This is a genomic window from Myroides fluvii, assembly GCF_009792295.1.
GTDB lineage: Bacteria > Bacteroidota > Bacteroidia > Flavobacteriales > Flavobacteriaceae > Flavobacterium > Flavobacterium fluvii_A.
In genome coordinates this window covers 1,437,964-1,454,905 of record NZ_CP039934.1, presented here as the reverse complement: position 1 = coordinate 1,454,905, position 16,942 = coordinate 1,437,964, and the positions used below count along the sequence as shown (strand labels likewise).

General features: G+C 36.7%; 16 protein-coding genes and 2 tRNA genes. 8 read left to right on the top strand and 10 right to left on the bottom strand.

Features of this window, described 5'->3' with window-relative positions:
* Positions 1-205: 205 nt before the first annotated feature.
* Positions 206-2,329 (bottom strand): Tex family protein, encoded by a 2,124-nt coding sequence (locus FBR08_RS06615; protein WP_158962002.1) that lies wholly within the window; start codon positions 2,327-2,329, stop codon positions 206-208.
* 56 nt (positions 2,330-2,385) lie between these two features.
* Between FBR08_RS06615 and FBR08_RS06610 the strand changes: the two genes are divergently transcribed.
* Entirely contained in the window at positions 2,386-2,649 is a 264-nt protein-coding gene (locus FBR08_RS06610) for a DUF1294 domain-containing protein (protein ID WP_158962001.1), read from the top strand.
* A gap of 72 nt (positions 2,650-2,721) precedes the next feature.
* Here the strand turns inward: FBR08_RS06610 and FBR08_RS06605 are convergent, their stop codons facing one another.
* The 4 genes from FBR08_RS06605 to FBR08_RS06590 form a co-directional block, all read right to left on the bottom strand.
* Positions 2,722-3,237 carry a hypothetical protein gene (locus FBR08_RS06605; protein ID WP_158962000.1) on the bottom strand — a complete coding sequence of 172 codons (516 nt, stop codon included), beginning with the start codon at positions 3,235-3,237 and terminating at the stop codon, positions 2,722-2,724.
* The gene (locus FBR08_RS06600) at positions 3,230-4,543 is read right to left on the bottom strand and encodes an AAA family ATPase (RefSeq protein ID WP_158961999.1); all 1,314 of its coding nucleotides are present in this window, start codon (positions 4,541-4,543) and stop codon (positions 3,230-3,232) included. The genes FBR08_RS06605 and FBR08_RS06600 overlap by 8 nt, the downstream gene beginning before the upstream one ends.
* Before the next feature lie 184 nt (positions 4,544-4,727).
* Positions 4,728-5,159, bottom strand: a complete 432-nt coding sequence (gene rpiB / locus FBR08_RS06595; protein ID WP_158961998.1) for a ribose 5-phosphate isomerase B — start codon at positions 5,157-5,159, stop codon at positions 4,728-4,730.
* Positions 5,160-5,206: 47 nt separating this feature from the next.
* Positions 5,207-6,820: an AMP-binding protein gene (locus tag FBR08_RS06590; protein ID WP_158961997.1), complete on the bottom strand. Its 1,614-nt coding sequence runs from the start codon at positions 6,818-6,820 to the stop codon at positions 5,207-5,209.
* 606 nt (positions 6,821-7,426) lie between these two features.
* On the opposite strand from FBR08_RS06590, the gene rnr reads away from it, so the two are divergent.
* From rnr to FBR08_RS06575, 3 genes are all read left to right on the top strand, one after another.
* Positions 7,427-9,604: a ribonuclease R gene (rnr, locus tag FBR08_RS06585; protein WP_158961996.1), complete on the top strand. Its 2,178-nt coding sequence runs from the start codon at positions 7,427-7,429 to the stop codon at positions 9,602-9,604.
* Between the two features lies 1 nt (position 9,605).
* Positions 9,606-10,274 carry a head GIN domain-containing protein gene (locus FBR08_RS06580; RefSeq protein WP_158961995.1) on the top strand — a complete coding sequence of 223 codons (669 nt, stop codon included), beginning with the start codon at positions 9,606-9,608 and terminating at the stop codon, positions 10,272-10,274.
* Between the two features lie 109 nt (positions 10,275-10,383).
* Entirely contained in the window at positions 10,384-11,061 is a 678-nt protein-coding gene (locus tag FBR08_RS06575; protein WP_158961994.1) for a LysE family translocator, read from the top strand.
* Between the two features lie 183 nt (positions 11,062-11,244).
* Here the strand turns inward: FBR08_RS06575 and FBR08_RS06570 are convergent.
* The 3 genes from FBR08_RS06570 to folB all read right to left on the bottom strand — a co-directional run bounded on the left by FBR08_RS06570 (position 11,245) and on the right by folB (position 12,163).
* Positions 11,245-11,319 (bottom strand) — tRNA-Pro (locus FBR08_RS06570).
* 329 nt (positions 11,320-11,648) lie between these two features.
* Positions 11,649-11,719, bottom strand: a tRNA-Cys gene (locus FBR08_RS06565).
* Positions 11,720-11,806: 87 nt separating this feature from the next.
* On the bottom strand, positions 11,807-12,163 hold the full coding sequence (folB, locus tag FBR08_RS06560; protein WP_158961993.1) for a dihydroneopterin aldolase: 357 nt from the start codon (positions 12,161-12,163) through the stop codon (positions 11,807-11,809).
* 128 nt (positions 12,164-12,291) lie between these two features.
* Between folB and FBR08_RS06555 the strand changes: the two genes are divergently transcribed.
* The 4 genes from FBR08_RS06555 (at position 12,292) to FBR08_RS06540 (ending at position 15,056) form a co-directional block, all read left to right on the top strand.
* Positions 12,292-13,974, top strand: coding sequence for a glutamine--tRNA ligase/YqeY domain fusion protein (locus FBR08_RS06555; protein ID WP_158961992.1), 1,683 nt, complete (start codon positions 12,292-12,294; stop codon positions 13,972-13,974).
* A 102-nt stretch (positions 13,975-14,076) separates the two neighbouring features.
* Positions 14,077-14,418, top strand: coding sequence for a YtxH domain-containing protein (locus FBR08_RS06550; protein WP_158961991.1), 342 nt, complete (start codon positions 14,077-14,079; stop codon positions 14,416-14,418).
* A 48-nt stretch (positions 14,419-14,466) separates the two neighbouring features.
* Positions 14,467-14,790: a hypothetical protein gene (locus FBR08_RS06545; RefSeq protein WP_233266272.1), complete on the top strand. Its 324-nt coding sequence runs from the start codon at positions 14,467-14,469 to the stop codon at positions 14,788-14,790.
* 20 nt (positions 14,791-14,810) lie between these two features.
* Positions 14,811-15,056, top strand: a complete 246-nt coding sequence (locus FBR08_RS06540) for a DUF6327 family protein (protein WP_158961989.1) — start codon at positions 14,811-14,813, stop codon at positions 15,054-15,056.
* Between the two features lie 94 nt (positions 15,057-15,150).
* Here the strand turns inward: FBR08_RS06540 and FBR08_RS06535 are convergent, their stop codons facing one another.
* Positions 15,151-16,089, bottom strand: a complete 939-nt coding sequence (locus tag FBR08_RS06535; RefSeq protein WP_158961988.1) for an SPFH domain-containing protein — start codon at positions 16,087-16,089, stop codon at positions 15,151-15,153.
* A gap of 64 nt (positions 16,090-16,153) precedes the next feature.
* The gene (locus FBR08_RS06530) at positions 16,154-16,900 is read right to left on the bottom strand and encodes a lipocalin family protein (RefSeq protein ID WP_158961987.1); all 747 of its coding nucleotides are present in this window, start codon (positions 16,898-16,900) and stop codon (positions 16,154-16,156) included.
* Positions 16,901-16,942 lie beyond the last annotated feature (42 nt).

Here is a 16,942-nt window from a genome sequence, read left to right as displayed (position 1 = left end):
CTATACCCTAAGTATGGCGCATTTTTTATTGTACCCCATTAAAAAAAGCACCCGTCAAACGATAGTTTAACGGGCGCCTCACTTATAAAACATAATAAAAACACTACTTAACCTAATATCTTCCTTCTGTTGTGAATAAAAGATTTTCTTTTTCTTACCAATAGAATAACAAAGACTATGCCAAGTCGTGCTTATTCCTGTGTTTTTATAAAATCATTGATAATTGGATGCGCTTTTTCGCTTGATCCACCTCTACCACCTTCACTTGAACGTGTTGATGTAACTTTACCACTTCGTTTACATCGGAAACAAAACCTTCTTTGAGCTGTGAAATATGGACCAAACCACTTTCTTTGATTCCAACATCGACAAAACAACCGAAATTGGTAATATTATTCACAATACCAGGCAATACTTGTCCTATTTTCAAATCGGCAATTTGTTTGACCGATGGATCAAATTCAAATACTTTAGCTGCTTTTCGTGGGTCTAATCCCGGTTTTTCCAATTCTTTGACAATATCTGTTAGCGTCAAAATACCAATATCAGTCGTTTCATACTGTTTCACCTCAATCTTTCGGATGATTTCTGGATTGGACATCAATTGATCAACAGATATTTTTAAGTCTTTCGCCATCTTTTGAACGATGGGATACGCTTCAGGATGCACAGCCGAATCATCCAACGGGTTTTCCGCATTTTTTATGCGAATAAAGGCTGCCGCTTGTTGGTAGGCTTTTTCTCCTAAGCGCGGTACCTTTTTCAAAGCTACACGAGAAGTAAACGCTCCGTTTTCGGCTCTGTATTGAACGATGTTTTCTGCCATTTTCTCTCCTATACCCGAAACATAGCTCAACAGCGATTTACTCGCCGTATTCAGGTTAATTCCCACTTTGTTTACGCACTTCATCACCACCGCATCCAATTCGCTCTTCAACAGCGTTTGATCCACGTCGTGTTGATACTGTCCTACTCCAATGGATTTAGGATCAATCTTCACTAATTCAGCAAGTGGGTCTGCCAATCGTCTACCAATTGAAACTGAACCTCTGACGGTAACATCGTAATTGGGAAATTCTTCTCTTGCAATTTTAGAAGCTGAATATACCGATGCTCCTGCTTCATTCACCACAAATACTTGTACGGGTTTATCAAAGGCTATTTTTTTAATGAAGAATTCCGTTTCCCTTGACGCTGTACCATTTCCAATAGCAATGGCTTCTATGCGGTATGAATTGACCATAGAGCGCACTTTTTTCATCGCAAGAACACTGTCTTTTTGCGGTGGATGTGGGTAAATGGTTTCGTTGTACAACAAATTGCCATTTTCATCCAAACAAACGATTTTACACCCTGTTTTATACCCTGGATCAATCGCCAAAATGCGCTTTTCACCCAAAGGTGCACCCAACAACAACTGGGCTAAATTATCTGAGAATACTGCTATTGAATTGGCATCTGCCTTGGCTTTTGCTTCTCCTAATACTTCGTTGGACAAGGCAGGCTCTAATAAGCGCTTATAACTATCTGCAATGGCCTTCTGTAAGTAAGGTACAGCATCGCCCTTGCCTTTAATAATCGTTTGTTCGATAAATTGAGTGGACGCTTCTTTATCTACGGCAATATTCATGCGGATATAGCCCTCTTTTTCTGCGCGCAATACCGCTAAAAGTCGATGAGCAGGCATTTTATACAAAGGCTCAGACCAATCAAAATACTGCTCAAATTTCTGAGCTCCCTCTTCTTCTATTTTAGCTTTTACGACTTTAGTTCCCACAACTGCCTCGCGTTGAAACTTTCTACGCAAGGCTTTGCGAATATACAAATGCTCGTTAATCCACTCTGCAATAATATCACAGGCACCTTGAATGGCTTTTTCTTCATCTGCTACGTCCTTGGTCACGTACTTTCGTGCAATAGACGCAATATCGCTAGCATTTTGTGCCATGATCACCTTCGCTAAAGGCTCTAACCCTAAAGCTCGAGCAGTATCTGCTTTGGTTTTACGCGTTTTTTTATACGGCAAGTACAAATCTTCAATCTCAACTAAATCAAAGCTCTGCTCAATTTTGGTACGCAATTCCGCTGTCAACTTTCCTTGCTCTTCGATGGAAGCTAAAATAGATTCTTTGCGTTTGACAATGCCCACGTATAAATCGCGGTACTTGGCAATTTTCTCAATGGCAACTTCGTCTAAATTTCCAGTTCTATCTTTTCTATAACGAGCAATAAAAGGAATGGTACAGGCTTCATCTAACAAGGCTAAGGTGTTTTCAATGCTCTTTACAGAGGCATCCACCGCTTGTTGAATAAAATGAATCAACGTCATAATATATTATTTTAAGAATAGCTAAAATACTACCTTTGCGCCAATAAATAAATGAGATGAAGTTTTTATTCTTTTACATTTTCGCCATCAACTATATCACGTTCTCTATGTTCAAGATAGACAAAGAGCGAGCGATTAAACACAAGAATAGAATTTCAGAAAAAAACCTGCTAACGCTCTGCTTTTTGGGTGGTAGTGTAGGAGGGTGGTTCGCGATGAGACATTTGCGCCACAAAAACGCCAAACAGAGTTTTAAACTGAAGTTTTACGCGGTCTTCATTATACAAGTAGTACTATTTTTTGCTTTGTTTCGAAGATAAATAGGGGAGAAGAGAACAAAAAAAGGCATTTACTTACGCAAATACCTTCTATTGTCATTACTTCTCTTTATTTTAACTTTCATCTGTAAAAATATCAGCTTTTATTCTCAATAAGAAATCGGTTTCTTTCTCAAATCTTTCCGCTCTCATTGCTTGCGAACTATGTACTTTAGGTCTTTTATTGTTAACAACATACGCACGTTTATCGGGTATGGAGGAAATAAATTCAAATTGCCTAAAATAATCAATCGACACCCTTAATTGCTCTTCTGCTTTGTCAATCCATTGCCTCGATTTTCTACCTGCTCTGCTTTTTAATTCAACAAAAGCAATACTTTCATTAAACTTTAAAAGCCCATCACACTGCTTAGGTTCACTTCCGTCTGCTAAACGAGGAATTAAATTACAATGATCGATAGGGTAAAAGAAAACTTCTTCTTCATATAGATTGTGTACAGTAGCAATCCACGTTTCTTCATTTCTTTCATCTAAATAGGCTGGCTCCATATTAAACTGATTATCGTCACATAGTCCAAATAATTCATTAGTAGAACGGGAACACATCCTAAAATCGTCAAAACTATCCATTGCGTTTCTTGTTTTCAATTTCTAACAAATCCATAAACAATTCATTAAACTCCTCTAATTCACTATTTAACCAGTTCTCATCTGAAGGAATTCCGTTATAGGTCTCTAATTTTGAAATACTACCGTCTTTTTCACTCAATTCATATACCGTTAAATCCTCTCCAAGCAATAAAGACTTCGCTGGAACTATCTCAAAAATTTTTGGTAATTTTTTATCTCCCTCTTTAAATAAACTCGCGACTTGTTGTGCCTTAACAGCTAAAGTAAGATAGTTAATTAAATAGGGGCTATGTGTGGTTATCACTAATTTATTTTTGGGTAAATCATTGGTAAACTCCACTAAACTATTGACTATTTTTCGTTGTGAGGTAGGGTACAAGTTCTGCTCGGGCTCTTCTACTATATTGAAAAAATAAGAGTAAATATATTTTTTAAAGATTCTATTTTTTACTGATTCCAATCTACTGATATAAGACAGATCCAGTTCTCGAACCAAAGTCTGATTTATATCCTTATTTTCAAACCCCGATGCCTTGATAATTTCTTGATTTAACTCCTTTTCTAATCTTATTTTATCATCTATACTAAAATAATCACTGTTGCGAAAGAAATCTAATTCTTGCTTTCCTTGTACTTCTTTGACTAATTTAGAAAGATAGGACGAGACAATATACAAAGGAACTAATGCTTGGAAACCACTAGAAGCACTTGATAATTTTAGTTTATAATCCTCTTCTTTGATAAAGGATTTTTTATTACTACTGTCATATTCAAATGCAACGTTATTAATAGGCAATACACTCTCTTTTTCTACTTTGTCAACCGCTTTAAAAAACTCATCAGCAAAAGTATAAAGCGTACGAGGTAAACCTGTTAGTGTACGAACATTATCAACAGCACTAATCAAATTTCGATCAGAGGGAACATACATAATTTTTGGTCTATCAAATAAAATATTTTCGTCTAATACAAGACTAATTTCATTGCTAACTAAATGAAAATGTAAGACTTCTCCTTTATATTCAATCTCCGTTGTCTGTCCTTCTTTGTCGATAAGATACTCTACTATATTTTGATACGCTAGTCGCTCCTTAAAATCCTCTAAGGTGTACTGTTCTTTTGACACTTCCCCTTTAACTATAGCTTTTTCCAACCAAGAAAAAGTTGAAATTAACTTGGCAATCGTACTTTTTCCCGATCCTTGGTTTCCAATAAAAACAGTAACTTTTGTTACCTCGATCCATCCATCACTTTCCGTTAAACCACCTCGAATGGGACCAAAATTCTTTACTTTTATTCGTACCATAGCTTTCTAAAATAACGTTCTTGTAACAAATATACTACTTCTCTACTTTAATCTTTATTTTAATCCACAATATATCAGGGCTCAAATTTTTATCTACCTACTACTAAAATTAAAAAAAATAGAAACAAAAAAAGGCATTTACTTGCGCAAATACCTTTTTCTTATTTTTTGTGTTTTTCTCCATTTAAGAACAAGCGATTTTATTCACTCGATTGGCATGACGTCCCCCTTCAAAAGCGGTGTTTAAAAACGCTTCTACCATAGCAACGGCTTGTTCAATAGAAGTGAAACGAGCGGGAATACTGATCACATTCGCATCATTGTGTAAACGCGCTAATTCGGCAATTTCTTTCGTCCAGCACAACGCACAACGCACACCTTGGTGTTTATTGGCAGACATGGCAATTCCATTTCCACTACCACAAATAACAATACCAAAATCTACAGTTCCACTTTCCACTGCTGTGGCTACTTGATGTCCAAAATCAGGATAATCTACAGAATCGAAACGATCTGTTCCATAATTCGTTACTTCATATCCTTTGGCTTGTAAAAAATCGACAATGGCCTTCTTATATGCTGGGCCTGCGTGATCATTTCCGATTGCTATTTTCATGTTTTCGTTGTGTTTTTGTTTCGAAACAAAGGTAAAACTTTTGCCTTTTATAATCCTAATTCTTCTACGGCTATTTGACGCATTTCCACCTTTCTAACTTTGCCCGAAATGGTCATAGGAAAGGAAGAAACAAACTTCCAATATTTCGGAATGCGGTAATGGGCAATTTTCTGATCACAGAAAGCACGCATGCTCTCGGCAGTAGTCGTTTGGCCCTCTTTTAAAATAATCCAGGCCATTACTTCTTCTCCGTATTTCTCACTTGGCACACCAATTACTTGCACATCGGCTACATCGGGATGGGTATACAAGAAATCTTCAATCCACTTGGGCGAAATATTTTCCCCACCGCGAATAATCAAGTCTTTAATACGCCCTGTAATAGCAATATAGCCTTCCTCATCCATCATCGCTAGATCTCCCGTATGCATCCATCGGTTCTCATCGAGTACTTCTGCTGTTAAGGTGCGGTTATTCCAATATTTCAACATGACTGAATACCCTCGCGTGCACAGTTCACCAGCTTCTCCTCGCGGAACAATACCTCCCGTTTCTGGATCAACGATCTTAATCTCCAAGTGATCTTGTACCGTTCCAACCGTACTTACTTGTTTTTTGATATCAATGCCAATATGCGTTTGTGTCGATACAGGAGAAGTCTCTGTCATCCCATAACAAATACTAATTTCATCCATGTTCATTTCCGTTTTTACGCGTTTCATCACGTGTTCTGGACAAAGTGATCCCGCCATTACGCCTGTGCGCAAAGAAGAAAGATCATACGCCTTAAAATTGGGCAATTGCAATTCTGCAATAAACATGGTGGGTACCCCATAGAGGGAAGTACATTTTTCGCGTTCTACTACTTCTAGTGTTTTTGCTGGATCGAAACTATCGTTGGGAATCACAATCGTTGCGCCATGAGACGTACAACACAAATTGCCAATCACCATACCGAAACAGTGGTAGAAAGGCACGGGAATACACACGCGATCTTTTGCGGTATAGTTGAGTCTAACCCCAATAAAATAGCCATTGTTTAAAATATTGTGATGGGTTAGGGTTACCCCTTTAGGGAATCCCGTTGTACCAGAAGTATATTGAATATTCACTGCTTCGCCAAATTGTACAGAAGCTTCGATCTCATCTAAAACTGCAGTATCTATTGCTTGTCCATTGGCTACAAACTGATTCCATTCCTCACCTAAAAAGACTACCTCTTTCAAGGAAGGACAATCTTCGCGTACCACAGCAATCATCTTGCGATAATCGCTATTTTTATAGGATTCTGCAGAAATAACAGCTTTTATTTCGGATTGATTCACTGCAAACTCTAGCTCATGTGCTCGATAGGCGGGGTTTAGATTCACTAAGATCACACCAATACGCGCCGTTGCGTATTGCAACAACACCCACTCATAGCAATTGGGTGCCCAAATTCCCACGCGATCTCCTTTTTCAATAGACAAGGCCAATAGCCCTTTCGCCACATCTGCTGTTTGTTGATGAAATTCTCGATACGTGGCTCTATACTGTTGATGCGCACTAACTAGCGCCTCATTATCGGGATATAATTCCGTTATTTTTCTCAAATTCTCTCCTATCGTTTCTCCTAATAATGGAATATTAGAAGCGCCATGCACATAAGATATTGCTTTCATTGTTTGTTTTAGTTTTTATTGATTGGTTTCCCTAAAATACAAAAAATAGTAGAGGTTTTACACTATCCCATCTTTCTTATTGCGCTGAGCTCCTCTTTTTGTTGGGTTTCTACTACCTAAGTTTGTACTTAGTTTAGACTAATAACGAGATAGCTTAGAGATTCTTTAGGAGGGTCTTGGACAATTCTTCGACAAACTAACCTTATATCCAAAGAAAAGGAGCGAATTTTTATCTTATTTACAAAAAAAACAGGTTGCTTTTATCTCTTTTTGGGGAGGTTTCATGAGAAAAGCCAAATAAATACAGTCTAAATGAGAAAAAAGGAATACTTTTGACCCATAAATTTCGCTTGTGAATTGTAACCGAAAAGCGATTAGAGGAAGATATACTGCGAAAAGACTTAGACTTCAAAAGATTACTTCTTCTGCTTTTTAGACAAAAAAATGAAAAACTATACGAGGATATAGTTGAGGTTAGCACACTTTTTAGCACCCACAATTCACAATAATAACACAAAAGATTAACTTTTTATCAAGAGAATAAAGAGTATTTCGTACATTTAAACAAGTTTCCATGGCCAATTGGCACGGAAAAAAAAAGAAAAAATGGCAAAAAAAATTAGACATAAAAAGAAAAATCAACTTGATTTTTCAACTAAGATTTTAAAGTTTTTAGGAAAAAACCCTTCAAAATCTTATAATTATAAGCAAGTGGCTGCCCAATTAGAGGTAGTAGATACCCAAGGCAGAAACGAAATTATCAAAGAACTGAAATTCTTACTTTCCAAGACGCTTATCGAAGAAGTTGAAATGGGCAAATACCGTTTTGTTCCTAAAGCGAATTACGTCGAAGGGCATATCGATATGACGAGTAAAAAAACAGCTTACTTGGTTAGTGATGAATTAGAGGAAGATGTTTTCATTCCGACAAACAATTTAAACAAAGCACTAGACGGCGATTTAGTGAAGGCTTACATCTACAACAAGCGAAAAGGCAGAAAACCAGAAGGAGAAGTTGTGGAAGTTTTAGAACGCCATCGTACCCAGTTTGTTGGAGTAATCGATATTCAAAAGAATTTTGCTTTTGTATCCACCGCTGATGCGAAGATGTATACGGATATTTTCATTCCGAAAGACAAATTCTTGAATGCACAACCAGGGGATGTCGTATTGGTTGATTTAGAAGATTGGCCAGAAAAAGCAGACAGTCCTTTTGGAAAAGTAGTCAAGGTTTTAGGTAAACAAGGAGAACACAATACAGAAATTCACGCGATTTTGGCCGAATATGGTTTGCCAAGTGAATTTCCGAAAGAAGTAGAAGAGTTTGCGAATAAACTCGACACTTCTATTCAGGAAGAAGAAGTGGCAAAACGCCGTGATATGCGTGAAGTATTAACCTTTACCATTGACCCGAAAGACGCCAAAGACTTTGACGACGCCTTGTCTTTCCAAACTTTAGAAAATGGAAACTATGAAATCGGAGTACACATTGCCGATGTTTCCCATTATGTTCAAGTGGGAACTATCCTAGATGATGAAGCTTTCCATCGAGCTACTTCGGTCTATTTAGTGGATCGAACCGTTCCGATGCTACCTGAAGTTTTATCGAATTTTGCGTGTTCCCTTCGCCCGCATGAAGATAAATATACGTTCTCTGCTGTATTTGAGATGAATCCAAAAGGAGAACTTGTTAATTCGTGGTTTGGTCGTACTGTAACCCATTCAGATCAACGTATGGCTTATGAAGAAGCACAATACATCATCGAAACACAAGATCGCACCATCCCTGAATTTATTTCCATTACAGGACAAACACAGGAAGTGAGTGAAGAAGTAGCACATGCTGTTTTAACACTCAATAACTTGGCCATCATTCTACGCCAAAAGCGAATGAAAGCTGGCGCTATTTCGTTTGATAAAGTGGAAGTAAAATTCAATTTAAACAAGGAGAGTGAGCCTGTTGGAGTTTTCTTTAAAGAAGCGAAAGAAGCCAATCATTTAATTGAAGAATTTATGTTATTGGCTAACCGAAAAGTATCTGAATTCATTGGCAAACAAAAGAAAACGTTTGTGTACCGTATTCACGACGAACCCGATCAAGATAAATTATTTGGTTTACAAGCGGTTATTTCGCGATTTGGACACTCGTTAAACTTCAAATCAAAAGATACCATTTCCAAATCGCTAAACGAATTATTGAAAAACGTACAAGGAAAGAAAGAACAAAACTTAGTGGACACATTAGCTATTCGAAGTATGAGTAAAGCGAGTTACTCAACCCAAAATATCGGACACTACGGCTTGGCTTTTGACTATTATTCTCACTTCACTTCGCCGATTCGCCGTTATCCCGATGTGCTAGCACATCGCTTATTGGAGTTTTACTTACACAATGGAAATTCGGTCAATGCAGAAGAGTACGAGACAAAGTGCAAGCACTGTTCGGCTATGGAGAGTTTAGCTGCCAATGCAGAGCGCGATAGCATCAAATACATGCAGGTAAAATACATGAAAGAGCAACAAGACAAAGCTTTTACAGGCGTTATCTCTGGTGTTACAGAATGGGGTATTTACGTAGAAATCATTGAGAATAAATGTGAGGGAATGGTGCGCATACGCGAGATTAAAGAAGATTATTACGTCTATGACGAGAAACAATATGCCTTAATTGGCCAAGCGACACATAACACACTACAATTAGGTGATACGGTTGTTGTCTCTGTTAAAAACGCAGATTTAGTTAAAAAACAATTAGATTTTAATTACATACAAAAATTAAACTAAGATGAAAAAAATCGCATTATTATTTATAGCCCTTTGTGGAACGATGGGATTTGCGCAAGAGGTAAAACAAGTAGGGGAGTTTAAACGAGTAAACGTCTTCGATAAAATTGAATTAACCTTGATTCCCGATACCGAAACAAAAATGGAAATCTCAGGTACAAATGCCGATGAAGTAACCTTTGTTAATAAAAATGGTAATTTGAAAATTAGAATGAATTTTACCAAGAGTTTTCAAGGTGAAAATGTACGCGTAAAATTACACTATAAAGAATTAGATGAAATCATCGCGGAAGAAGGAGCTACAATTAAAGGAACTGAAGCAATACAAGCAACTTCAGTGGCCATCACTAGTAAAACTGGAGCTTCTATCCATTTAAAAATAGACGCTCAAAAAGCAATAATAAGAGCCTATACTGGGGCAACAATGACGATATCCGGTAAAGCAATTAATCAAGATATTTTAGTCAATGCTGGAGCTTCTGTATTCAACGAAAACCTAATCACCGATCAAACAGAAGTAACAGTCAATGCAGGAGGAACCGCTAAGGTTAATGCAACAGAATTAGTAGATGCTAAAACTAGGGCAGGAGGAGAGATTATCATCTACGGAAAGCCTAAAAAAGTAAATGAGAAGGTGGTTATGGGCGGTAGCATTAAGAAGGAGAACTAAAAGAATTTATTTTTTCCTACGCTATTGTCATAAAAAACCGTACCTTGCAGTAGGTAATAAACATATGATGCCAATATATCAAATATATTGGCATTTTTAATTGTGGTAAATGATCGATGATTTAATTACAGGTGTAACCTTAGGTTTCTTTCTAAGTTTCATGATTGGCCCTGTTTTTTTTATTCTTATTGAAACAAGTATAACAAGAGGAATTCGAGCTGCTCTTGCTTTTGACATGGGTGTAATTCTCGCTGATGCTTTGTTTTTTACAATTGCCTTTTTTAGCAGTTTTCGCTTGATTAACTCCATCAAAGATGATCCTGCTTTGTTTATTTTTGGAGGACTCCTAATGTTAACCTACGGAATTATCTCCTTTGTCAAGCTAAAAAAAGTACAAGTACAAACCATTCAAATAGCTCCACCTAATCTCAAAAGAGAATACCTTAACTTGTTTGTCAAAGGGTTCTTGTTGAATTTTATCAACGTTGGAGTCTTAGGCTTTTGGCTAGCGATTATTATCACCTTAGGGCCTCAAATGGATATGGATACCGAGCGAATGTTTATTTTCTTTTTGTTTGCCATTGTGGCTTATTTTATAACGGATATTTTCAAAATATTACTGGCCAAACAGCTAAGAAAGAAATTAACGGCCGAAAACATTCTAAAAGTAAAGAAAATCAGCAGTGTGCTCTTGATCATTTTTGGTTTTGTCATTATGATTAAGGCTTTTATTCCAACGTCAGATAAAGAATTAAATCTGCCTCTCCCAAAGTTAGAACGAAAATAATAGATACAAGAAAGGAAGCCATTGGGCTTCCTTTTTTATTGAATTGCTACGAAACTGTATTGGCAACCTATCAATCCATAGGCAGTCGCTATCGCCCTCTATCCATACAAACAAATTTCAAGTAAAACTTGATTCGACTAGGATACAAAAAAAGCCCTAACTTTCGTTAGAGCTCTCATTAAGTCGGGGTGGCAGGATTCGAACCTGCGACCTCCTGGTCCCAAACCAGGCGCGATGACCGGGCTACGCTACACCCCGCTTTCGGTATCGTGAGTGCAAATATAAGGCAAAAATTCAATCTGTCAATAGTTTTAGGTACTTTTTTTACAGAAAATTTATTTTTATCTGTAAGTCGTTGAGAAATAAAAAAATAGAGAGAGGAAATCGCAGCGAAGCGTAACTCGAAACGCAGTGAAGATTCATCGAACACTAAAATAATATATAAATATAATGAGATAAATGTCAGCTTAGTGAGATAAAGAGGAGTGAAGAATTTACTGAAATAGGGGATTCCTTCCTTTAATCGAAGATTCACAACAAAAAAGCAACCAACAAAAAAAGGATAGCAGTTGCTATCCTTTTTTCTGAGGCATCGAGCGGATTCGAACCGCTGTAGACGGTTTTGCAGACCGCTTCCTAGCCACTCGGACACGATGCCGTATCCATTAATTGGACGCAAACTTACTACTATTTTTTAAATTTAAAAACCAATTGAGGTAGTTTTTTGCTTTTATTAAAGTAAAAACTACCTAACTCCCTGCATTTCAACCGTTACATATTCTACATCTCCGCCAATTGGAGGATTAATTTTTGAAACAGCTACCGTTACTTTCTCTACAAGCTTAATTTCTAACAATACGCGGTCAATAATTCGCTGTACAACCGTTTCTAGCAATTTTGATCGCTTGTCCATTTCTTCTTTGACGATTTGGTTCAATTGTACGTAGTCAATAGCATGGACTAATTCGTCCGTTGCAGCGGCATCTCTAAAATTTCCATTCGCCGTTATATCTACACGGTATTCGGATCCGATTTTTGCCTCTTCTGGCATACAACCGTGAAACGAAAATGTTCTGATATTATTAAGTCTAATAATCCCCATAGTATCCTTCTTTTAGTTTAAAAGCTAAAATTACGACTATTTTTAGTTAGATATCGTCTTTTGTCTGGGTAAAATACGTCTAACTTCTATAGTTTTTTGATACCTTTGTAGTTATAATATTTATATCCATGTCAACAAAAGAGAAATCATTAAATTTTATTGAGCAAATCATCGAAGAAGATTTAAAAAATGGTTTGCCAACAGAAAAACTACATTTCCGTTTTCCGCCTGAGCCTAATGGTTATTTACACGTAGGTCATGCGAGTTCTATTTGTTTAAACTTTGGATTGGGATTGAAGTACAATGCGCCAGTAAACTTGCGTTTTGACGATACGAATCCCTCAAAAGAAGAACAGGAATTTGTTGACGCAATCAAATACGATGTAGAATGGCTAGGTTATAAATGGGCAAATGAAGTTTATGCATCGGATTATTTCCAGCAATTATACGATTGGGCAGTACGCATGATTCAAGAAGGAAAGGCTTATGTAGATAGCCAGACTTCAGAAGAAATGGCCCAACAAAAAGGTACACCAACAACAGCAGGGGTAAATAGCCCCTTTCGAAATAGAACTGTAGAAGAGAACCTTAGTTTATTTGAACAAATGAAAAAAGGAGAATTTGCAGAAGGAACGCATATTTTACGCGCTAAAATTGACATGACTCATACCAACATGTTAATGCGCGATCCAATCATGTACCGCATTATTAATAAAGCGCACCATCGCACGCAAAACGATTGGTGTATTTATCCAATGTATGACTGGGCACATGGAGAAAGTGATTACTTAGAAAGCATTTCTCATTCCTTCTGTACGCTTGAGTTTTTACCGCACAGAGAATTATACGATTGGTTCTTAGATCAAGTAGTAGAAGGAGAAAATATCCGTCCAAAACAACGCGAATTTGCTCGTAGAAACTTATCTCATACGGTTGTAAGTAAACGAAAACTAGCTCGACTAGTATCGGAAGGACATGTAACAGGATGGGATGACCCGAGAATGTCGACTATTTCAGGTTTGAGAAGAAGAGGATATACACCTGCTTCTATCCGCAACTATGCAGATACGATTGGAATAGCTAAACGCGACAACTTAATTGATGTTTCACTATTGGAATTCTGTGTGCGCGAAGATTTAAACAAAATCGCTCCTCGTGTCATGGCAGTTCTAGATCCAGTGAAATTAGTTATCACCAACTATCCTGAAGGGCAAGAAGAATGGTTAGACGCTGAAAACAATCCAGAAGAAGAAGTGATGACGTTCCGTAAAGTACCTTTTTCAAGAGAATTATACATTGAAAGAGAAGACTTTAAAGAAGAGGCGAATAGCAAATTTTTCCGTTTAACGTTAGGTAAAGAAGTTCGATTGAAAAACGCTTATATCATCAAAGGAGAAAGCGTTGTAAAAGACGAGCAAGGCAATATTATTGAAATTCACGTAAGCTACGATGCAGACAGTAGAAGTGGAAGTGGATCAGAAGCAAGTAAGCGCAAAGTAAAAGGAACGATTCACTGGGTTTCTATTCCACATGCAGTAGAAGCAGAGATTCGCATTTACGATCGCTTGTTTGTCAACGAAAATCCAGATGGAAATAAAGAAGTTGACTTTCTAGCATTCATCAATCCTAATTCGCTATCGGTAATCAAAGGGTATTTAGAGCCGAGTTTACAAGAAGCAGAACAAGGAGAGAAGTTCCAATTCCAACGCATGGGGTACTTCTGTGTGGACAAAGATAGTACAACAAACCACTTGGTCTTTAACAAGACCGTGGGACTAAGAGATACTTGGGCGAAGGTAGAGCAAAACTAATTTTAGTAGTAATACATAAAAAATGGTGTTTTTAACGTTATATTAACGGCTAAAAGCGCCATTTTTTATTAACTTTATGAGATAACCATAAAATTGAGTATTATGTCAGATCGTTTAGGTAGTACATTAGCAGCATTAGTAGCTGGAGCAGCAATAGGAGTAGGTATTGGAATACTGTTTGCTCCCGATGAAGGAAAAAAAACGAGAAAAAAAATCAGAAGATCGTTTGATGAATCGAAAGATGAGCTTTCACACAAAATTGACGACTTAAAAAAACAAGTACGCCACGCAGTAAGTAGAAAATCAGATAGTCTAGAAGATGGGATTGAGGATTTCATCAATTCAGCTGGTAAGAAAAGAGATGAGGTTATTTCAGCCTTAGAACTTAAACTAGCTGAACTTAAAAAACAAGGTAAAGAATTGGCCGAAAGCGCAAAAAAATAATCCTTTTATACCAACTGAAACATGGCATTCCAAGAAATTAAAAAAAACATGAACGAAATAAAAGAACATTCGGAACAGTACATCAATACGAGTATGGACTATTTCCGTTTGTGGGGACTCAAGATTACTGCAAAAACAGCAATCATTTTTATGACTGTTTTCGCAGTGGGTGTCTTTTTTCTTCTTTCGCTCTTGTTTATCTCCTTATTTGCCGCAATAGCAATTGGTGAACAAGTGGAAAGTAAATCCCTTGGATTTCTCTATGTTGGTTTATTTTATCTATTGATTAGTATACTTGTCTTTACTTGTCGAAAATACATTGTTGATAGACCCTTAATTAAAAAGCTTTCAGAAGCTCTTTTTAATGAATAAGAACGTAAATTTACACTACTATGAGAAAGAGTTATTCCTCCTTTGAACAAATTAATCACGATTTACAGATTTTGCGTATTGAAAGGGAGATTCACTATCAAAAAATTAATATGGCTTTTGACCAATTAAAAGAAGAAATTGCCCCTCAAAATTTGGTCAAAAACACCTTGGGTTCGGCCGGATCTTTGTTGAGAAATTCCAGTGGTGTTCAAACGTTACTTGTTACCTCTATCCTCAAATATTTTATTCGAAAATTTAGAAAGTAATCACAGTAAATAAAAAAAGCGTTGCTTGTTCGATGAACAAGCAACGCTTTTTTTATTTAAAGGTTTTTAAAGCTTCCTTTTATAAAGAAGACCCCTATACCTCATTTTCTCTATTTTCGCTCTTAAATGGCTTTAATGGAGCTGTATTGTTCATTTCTGATACTTTCGCACTCGCGGCAAAAGAAGTTACCATATTGATAAGCATATCACTAGCAGCTGTAGGCGAATTGGGCAATAAAATCAAATTTGACCTTGAATCTGCACCAACGGCTTGTAATGTATCGTAATGTTGCGTTACAACAATCAGAGCAGAAGCCTCTTGAGAATTGATCCCCACTTTATTTAATACATCCACACTCTCCACCAGTCCTTGTGCAATCTCTCTACGTTGGTTGGCTATACCTTGTCCTTGCAAACGCTTCGATTCTGATTCAGCTTCTGCTTTAGCCACAATTCTAATTCTACTAGCCTCTGCTTCATATTCAGCCGCTACTTTTTCTCGATCAGCAGCATTAATACGATTCATGGCATTTTTCACCTGGATATCCGGGTCAATATCTGTAATTAATGTATTGATAATATCATAACCATATGTCGTCATTGCTTCGTTTAATTCACGTTTAACCGCAACAGCAATATTGTCCTTTCTCTCAAAAACATCATCCAAAATTAATTTAGGTACTTCTGCGCGTACTACGTCAAATACATAAGATGTAATTTGATCATGTGGATATTCTAACTTATAAAAAGCATCGTACACGCGATCCGCAATGACCTTAAACTGAACGGATACTTTCAACTTGACAAAAACGTTGTCTTTGGTTTTTGTTTCAATCATCACATCCAACTGTTGGATACGCAAATTCACAACCCCAGAAATACGATCCACTACAGGTATTTTTAACTGTAAACCCGGATTACGGATACTGTTAAACTTACCAAAGCGTTCTACAATAGCGGAAGATTGTTGTTTGACCGTAAAAAAACACAAGAAAAAGATAATTAATACGGGTACAAGAAATAGTAAATACATAACATTTTTTATTTATTCGTAGGTTAAAATACAAAAAAAATCTCCATTGCTGGAGATTTTTATTTTATTGTTTATTCAATTCTAATTGTACTTCAGCTAAACCTAACATTTCTGGAGTAATATTACCCGCTAAATCAGGTACTAAAATTGGAATTAAAGCCTCAAATTGATTTCCTTTCGCTTTGATAATTAATTTAGAAGCATTATTTGTAATTACATTCACTGTCATGGCTTGTCCAAATAAATTTAGGTTCAAAATTGTACCAGCCTCATTTATAGACCAAGCTGCTCCCGTTGTTTGTAAGTCGCAAGTTTCACTGTGATAATTGAATTTAACCGTTTGATTGCTGTTAAACAGCAAGGTATCATCCTCACAATTTTCTTTGGCAGGATAGGGCATATTGACAACTTCTGATCCTAAAGCTGTTACTATGACATTTGTAGGAATCCAAGTACCTACAATTGATCTTCCATCTTCAGCTGTATCAGCCTTAATTGTTATCTCAATCTCATTACTCTTATTGTAGCCATCTTTCTTCGCTACAACTTTATATGTTCCTACTTCAGCAAAAGTAAAAGGGTTCGTTACCTCCTTGCCATTCACCTCTATTTTAGCACCTTCTATTACCGATGTCCCAACTGTAACAACAAAAGTAACTTCATCATTTACTGTCGCTTCTGTACCATTAACAGAAGTTAAAACCAGTGTTTTTAATTGTTGTTGTTCCGAACTATTATCATCACTGCTACATGAAATAGTTCCAGTAAGCACTAAGGCTAGTAATGAAAAGGATAATACTATTTTTTTCATAAAATCATTTTTTAGTTAACTCTCAAATATACAACTTATTAT

Excerpts from the sequence above, each read along its gene's own strand:
- rnr (WP_158961996.1), top strand. The coding sequence starts at position 7,427 with ATGGCAAAAAAAATTAGACATAAAAAGAAAAATCAACTTGATTTTTCA.
- folB (WP_158961993.1), bottom strand. The coding sequence starts at position 12,163 with ATGGGGATTATTAGACTTAATAATATCAGAACATTTTCGTTTCACGGT.
- FBR08_RS06555 (WP_158961992.1), top strand. The coding sequence starts at position 12,292 with ATGTCAACAAAAGAGAAATCATTAAATTTTATTGAGCAAATCATCGAA.
- FBR08_RS06610 (WP_158962001.1), top strand. The coding sequence starts at position 2,386 with ATGAAGTTTTTATTCTTTTACATTTTCGCCATCAACTATATCACGTTC.
- FBR08_RS06590 (WP_158961997.1), bottom strand. The coding sequence starts at position 6,820 with ATGAAAGCAATATCTTATGTGCATGGCGCTTCTAATATTCCATTATTA.
- FBR08_RS06575 (WP_158961994.1), top strand. The coding sequence starts at position 10,384 with ATGATCGATGATTTAATTACAGGTGTAACCTTAGGTTTCTTTCTAAGT.
- FBR08_RS06540 (WP_158961989.1), top strand. The coding sequence starts at position 14,811 with ATGAGAAAGAGTTATTCCTCCTTTGAACAAATTAATCACGATTTACAG.
- FBR08_RS06615 (WP_158962002.1), bottom strand. The coding sequence starts at position 2,329 with ATGACGTTGATTCATTTTATTCAACAAGCGGTGGATGCCTCTGTAAAG.
- FBR08_RS06600 (WP_158961999.1), bottom strand. The coding sequence starts at position 4,543 with ATGGTACGAATAAAAGTAAAGAATTTTGGTCCCATTCGAGGTGGTTTA.
- FBR08_RS06550 (WP_158961991.1), top strand. The coding sequence starts at position 14,077 with ATGTCAGATCGTTTAGGTAGTACATTAGCAGCATTAGTAGCTGGAGCA.
- FBR08_RS06605 (WP_158962000.1), bottom strand. The coding sequence starts at position 3,237 with ATGGATAGTTTTGACGATTTTAGGATGTGTTCCCGTTCTACTAATGAA.
- FBR08_RS06535 (WP_158961988.1), bottom strand. The coding sequence starts at position 16,089 with ATGTATTTACTATTTCTTGTACCCGTATTAATTATCTTTTTCTTGTGT.
- rpiB (WP_158961998.1), bottom strand. The coding sequence starts at position 5,159 with ATGAAAATAGCAATCGGAAATGATCACGCAGGCCCAGCATATAAGAAG.
- FBR08_RS06580 (WP_158961995.1), top strand. The coding sequence starts at position 9,606 with ATGAAAAAAATCGCATTATTATTTATAGCCCTTTGTGGAACGATGGGA.
- FBR08_RS06545 (WP_233266272.1), top strand. The coding sequence starts at position 14,467 with ATGAACGAAATAAAAGAACATTCGGAACAGTACATCAATACGAGTATG.
- FBR08_RS06530 (WP_158961987.1), bottom strand. The coding sequence starts at position 16,900 with ATGAAAAAAATAGTATTATCCTTTTCATTACTAGCCTTAGTGCTTACT.